The sequence below is a fragment of the Allobosea sp. P4_C6 genome, from assembly GCF_056402015.1.
Window position 1 is genome coordinate 1 of the sequence record NZ_JBFUIF010000108.1, and the last position, 5167, is coordinate 5167.

The 5167-nt window shown below is 61.0% G+C and carries 5 protein-coding genes; 2 read left to right on the forward strand and 3 right to left on the reverse strand.

Annotated elements, in window-relative coordinates; all coding sequences use genetic code 11:
- Positions 1-450: 450 nt before the first annotated feature.
- Positions 451-1011 carry a hypothetical protein gene (locus AC1DVA_RS26190; RefSeq protein WP_265050158.1) on the reverse strand — a complete coding sequence of 187 codons (561 nt, stop codon included), beginning with the start codon at positions 1009-1011 and terminating at the stop codon, positions 451-453.
- A gap of 854 nt (positions 1012-1865) precedes the next feature.
- Between AC1DVA_RS26190 and AC1DVA_RS26195 the strand changes: the two genes are divergently transcribed.
- Positions 1866-2075 carry a toxin-antitoxin system YwqK family antitoxin gene (locus AC1DVA_RS26195; protein ID WP_476807822.1) on the forward strand — a complete coding sequence of 70 codons (210 nt, stop codon included), beginning with the start codon at positions 1866-1868 and terminating at the stop codon, positions 2073-2075.
- A gap of 85 nt (positions 2076-2160) precedes the next feature.
- Here AC1DVA_RS26195 and AC1DVA_RS26200 read toward each other — a convergent pair whose 3' ends face one another.
- Positions 2161-2433, reverse strand: coding sequence for a hypothetical protein (locus AC1DVA_RS26200; protein WP_476807823.1), 273 nt, complete (start codon positions 2431-2433; stop codon positions 2161-2163).
- 261 nt (positions 2434-2694) lie between these two features.
- On the opposite strand from AC1DVA_RS26200, the gene AC1DVA_RS26205 reads away from it, so the two are divergent.
- A complete protein-coding gene (locus AC1DVA_RS26205) occupies positions 2695-2961 on the forward strand; it encodes a hypothetical protein (protein ID WP_476807824.1) in 267 nt (88 codons plus the stop codon).
- A gap of 1090 nt (positions 2962-4051) precedes the next feature.
- On the opposite strand, the gene AC1DVA_RS26210 is transcribed toward AC1DVA_RS26205, so the two are convergent.
- Positions 4052-4417, reverse strand: a complete 366-nt coding sequence (locus tag AC1DVA_RS26210; RefSeq protein ID WP_476807825.1) for an ATP dependent DNA ligase — start codon at positions 4415-4417, stop codon at positions 4052-4054.
- Positions 4418-5167 lie beyond the last annotated feature (750 nt).

The window sequence follows — 5167 nt, forward strand, 5'->3', positions numbered from 1 at the left end:
GCGAAGAGGTCAACAGTCCCGTAAACACATCGAAGATGAGCCAAGCGACCACTCCAAGCGCCGCGGCAAAACCGAGATGAATACTCGCCAATTTGGACGCCTTTCCGCAGCCGCAGCTCACAGTAGGTTTCCATGCAAAAAGGGCGCCGCCAACCGAAGGATGATGCGCACAAGTCTAGGGAGGAAACGTCGAAGGAGGGACGCCCCTTATGTCCCCCGGTTCCTTCAAGAGTCAGTCGCTGCAATGGAATTCATCGGGGCACCCGAACTGAGGTTTTCCGACCCACGACGTTCGCGGTATTAATCCGCACACTGGCTGCAGCACCTGCGTATTTTGCGTTGCGGTCGGAACCCCAGTTCTCGTTCTGCGCTGATTGCTGGGTGAGTTCGGTTTGCTAGCCGCCCGTCGGGGACGACCCAGCAAGCGCGTGAAAGCGAAAAAGGCTCTCGTTATTGAACGCGGTCGGAGGTGAATTCGACCTCCTTGACCTTTCCATTGTTGAGAGCCCGAAGACTGGCGATGTAGTCGGCCGGATAGAGCAGCGTGTTGCTAGGCGCCTCCAGTCCCATGAACTGCGCGACCTCCCCGACCCACCTGTTGCAGTTATTGAGAACGGCATGCCACATCGGGGAGGTCTCTTGCTTGTCTCTAATATACGCTGCAACGCGACGGTACTGAGCCTCGTCCATGACGACCCTGAAGCGCGCCGAGATGTATTCATCTTCCAGGTCGCCGTCGCTGGGGCCCGTTTCAGATGGAACAGGAACAACATGCCCGACGGACCAAAGTTGCGGACCTTCTCCTGCCGGGTGTAATCCGGCGACCTGGTCCGCCGTGACCTGACCTACCTCGCCTCTGGCGTTCAACCGGCCATGRACRAGAAAGGTATGGCCATAGCTGAGGGCGTAGCGCGACCGGAACTCCACGAAATACTGCCCGGCTCGCTGGTCAGCTTCTCGTCGAGATGTGTGATGTTGTCCCTTGCCGGCTGAGTTCAGCGCGGCGGCCACCTCGTGGCCGGGAGAGAGCGCAGCACGATCTCGTGCATGGGTTGGTCGCGGCCCAAACCCGCAAAAAAGTCCCACAGCGCAAACTATGAAAGCCCAAGAGRGCGCTCGATGGTTYAGACYAMACCRCATCGCATAACTCCGCTCCRCAAGAAGCCGCCGCGGCACAGCTATCGMSGCMGCCGTGTYTTTGAAGTACCAGAGGAACTCAATTCAGAGTAAGAAAACGGCCGATTTGATCGGCCGTTTTCTATCGAGATGTGCTASCCCTTCGTAACGATCGGAGCAGAAACYGGCGGYGGGGCTTTGCCTTTGCCCTTGCCGATCGCAGCACATCCTCCGACGCCCATCAGCGCAACAGATACGGTCAACACCAGAAACTTTTTCATTGATTCGTCCTCGCCCCTCGTTGGGATCAATCTAACTATGGGTGAAAGAAGTTTGACCACTAGTGCGGATGCGCAACAGCCATACCCATTATTGGTTCCCCTGCTCTTCGACGAGGCCGACTAGACAATCCCGGCGGGGCGATGCCGAGTGTGGTGATCAGAGCGTCGCAAACCGCATCGGCCCGCTTCTGGCTCAGCGTCAGGTTGGACTCGCGGTCGCCGACCGCGTCGGTGCGATTTCAGAGAGAGCCGGCGAGCTTGCCATGGGCAAACGCCATGGGATGATGACTTGATTGATTAGGGTGAGCACAATCGTCTGAACTGCTGTCGGCAGCTTTCGAGTTTAATCCTGTCACGACCTGTGGCCCAGCGCCTGGCGTCGAAGCTCGGCCTTCAATTCGGGAGGCGAATGAATAGAAAACAGCCCGGCGCATCGGCCGGGCTGTTTGCTATCGGAGGCGGGAAGGCATGCGAGAAAGAATTGACCGCCACAAGGACGGGAGCGTCAAAGCCAAGGGCCGCATGATGGACGGTGAGCTTGAAGGGTACTGGGAGTGGTTCAGGCTGGATGGTAGCAAATTGCGCTCAGGCCACTTCAAGAGCGGAAAACAGGTCGGGGAATGGACCACCTACGACGCCATCGGCAAGGTCGTGAAGGTCACAACTTTCTCCAATTGAACCCCGGCCGGCCGCTGTCCAAAATGGACGCTCATCGCCTGGGCCGACCCAGCCTCTGACCGACCACCCGGACAAAGGCCGGAGGTCACCCGGAGGAAGCCCAAAACCAGAGCGCACGCTCGGCCACCTCGCGCTGGTGCCTCAGGCGCTCGGCCTGATCGGGTCGACGGTAGCCACCCGCCGGGTCGTGGCCGCTGGCATCGACATCGAAGYGGGCAAGGCCGAGTTCCTGCTGGACGAAGGCGGCGGCGCTGTKGAGGTGGCGCCAGATCCGCAACTGCCGGCGCGTCGAGGCSACCGCCCGCTCAAGCGCACCATAGCGCACCAGCACGGCCCAGCCSCCCGGTCGGCCGAKCACGGTCGCCCCCCGAACCGCCTGKGCCKCGACCAGATTGCGCACGGCGCGGCTGTCGATCATTTTCGGGGATCTGGTCGAAACTCGGCATTGCGGCTCCGATCATTCAATGATGAATCACGCAACCATTGAATGAGTGCGGCACAAAAGCCAAGTCTGCGCCCTCGGCATGTTCCATAACATCCGTTGCGCGAATCCCGGATCTGACACTCTCGGTGTAAACGAGATGCTCTGGCTAATCACTCCGGTAGAGGAGGCGGCCCAATGACCCCGGAAGAAATCGAACACGAGCGCGCCCTAGAACGCGCCCAAGCGGCGCTGCCGCACCTGGGCAAAACCACGCTTGAAATCGCGATGACGCTTGAGGTTTTGATCGGGCAAGTCGTGGCCTCGGGCGCTCGCCAGGAGGATTGGCCCCTTGTCATCGAGGTCATAGCCGCACAGGCGCTTCGCCATGCGCGGAGTATCGCGGATGAGATCGTGGCGCAGGCGCATAAGGACTGGCCGAAAGAGCCGGGATCGGTCCTGTGACCCCTCTCGTGTGAAGGGAGCGGTCGGGGCAACGGAGCACTCCATGGGTAAGGGAGTGTGCGGAGCAGGCAGCGGGGCGGAGCGGTGCGAGAGAAGACTGCATCGCGTCTGACAAGGAATAACAAGGTTGCCAACCGCCCCCGGCCCGCTTCGCAATCATAACCTGAGCACGGCACAGGCTATGGGGCGAGGCAGCGCGCGTCGATAAATCCCCCCGGAGCAGGGGCAAGCAACCTTTTGGCGCAAAGCAACAAGCAGCGGACGCAACGCGCTCTAACACCAATGCAGCGCGCGGATTGCGCTGCAATTGCGCGGTCGGCTCAATGATGCCGATCATGTTCTAAAGGCGCTTGGCGGTGGCTCCCATGCGGCGGGAGGCACACAGCAAAACGCCACCGCTGAGGCTTGGCTGGGAGGCTGTGCAGCGGTGGCGTTCCTGCCGAGTCTCGGCAAATCGAGGTTAGGCCGGGCAAACGTCGCCGTCTACAAAATGTAGATAAGGCGTCACCATCGGCGCGACGGTTATACCGGGTGCAGGGGCTGGGAACGAAGCGCTACTGAGCCCCTTAAGCACCCATGAGCCGATTGATGATCCGCAACGAAGAGGAACTGCGCGCCGCCCTCGATCGCGCGCAGGAACTCATGGGCTTCACCAACGGCGGCAAGGGAACGAGATGGCGGCAATCGCCGACGCCGTGAAGGTCTACGAGGATTCGCTCGCCACGATGCGTGGCGATGGCCCTCCCTGAAACGGCGCYGGGCCGGAGTGCGTCCGACTAAGTCTGAGGCCACAGCGCGAAAAATCGTGATCGGGGCGGAGTATCAACTGGGGGATTTTGTCGATCTCCAGCGCAACTTTGCCGGTGCGCTCCGCCTGGCCCTTTCGAGATGATTCAGCTTTTGCCGAACTGTAATGGTGAGCAGCATTACTCCGTGCGCGGCCCTGACGGCGCCCTGCTCGTGATCGGCAGATGCGAAATCGACGACGCGCCATCGTGCGGWTTTGGCGAAGACACGCTGGCTGAAGGACCGGTACCTCCGCAAAAATAGGCCGAGCCAGGCTGAGGACGTGGGCAGGCCGCATCAGGATTTAGGTCAGCTCGAAGACCTCAGCGACATCGGCATCCTCGCGCAGGCCCTTGAACGACGCGTGTCGAAGCTTGAGGTCGTCGGTCCACGCACGGAACTCGACTTCCGCCACCAGCGCCGGCTTTAACCAGCGATAGGCCTGGCGACGCCCACTCCGGCTGATCGCCGGCTTCAGGATAACGAGTTCGTCCATCTGCTTGCGCACTGCCGTCGCGCTGGTGTGGCTGAAGCCGGTGCCGACGCTGCCGACATAGACCAGCTTGCCGGCTTTGCGAGCGGCCAGCAGCAGCCGGCCAATCCCGCCGAGTGCCGCGGTCGAGGGTTCGTATCCGATGATGGAGACTGGACGCACTTGATCTTGAGCCATTCGCCGCCCCGTCCTGATCGATAAGGGGCCGATCGGCGTTTGGCCATGATGCCTCAAGGCCCAGCTCGCAGGCGAGCTTGAGAAACGGAGCGCCCTCCGTGTTGATCTCCTGGCTGAGCCGGATCGAGCCGTGCGGCTGGGAGACGAGACCATCCTCCCACATCGCCCGGCGCTCATCGAGGCTGAGTGAACGGAGGTCGTGGCCGTTGAGATAAAGCAGGTCGAAGGCATAGAGCATCGCGCTCGCTGCCGAGCGCTTGCCGCCTCGCCCGCCAAGCGCCTTCTGGAGAGCGCCAAACCGATCTCTAAGCGAGTGATGTTTGTTGGTATCGCTCAACGACGCGTTTCCGCAGATTCTTCCTGTCTTCCACAACGGCAACCAGGCCCGCCACGATATAGGCCAGCTTCGCCCGCTCCTTCGCAGCATCCTCAGCGGCAACTGTAGGCCTGATTTCGTTCCACGCCGTCTCCAAAGCCGCCTGCGCCCGAGCCAGATCAACGGGGTCGTTCATCGATGAGAAGGGTATGGCTGCTTCCTCCGCCGCGACCGAACCTGAGGCAATCCCGGCCCCGGTTGCAAGATTTGATCCAAACGAGAAAGCCCGCGGCAAAAAGCCAGCGGGCGGAGACAGTCTCGAAACAAAAAGGGCGCCACCAGCTAAGGAGAGCCAGCGAGGGTCCCCCGCGGATCTACGAAATCGTTCAAATCAGCACCGAAAGGAACAAGTCGCGCCAAGAGCTGTTCTTGCG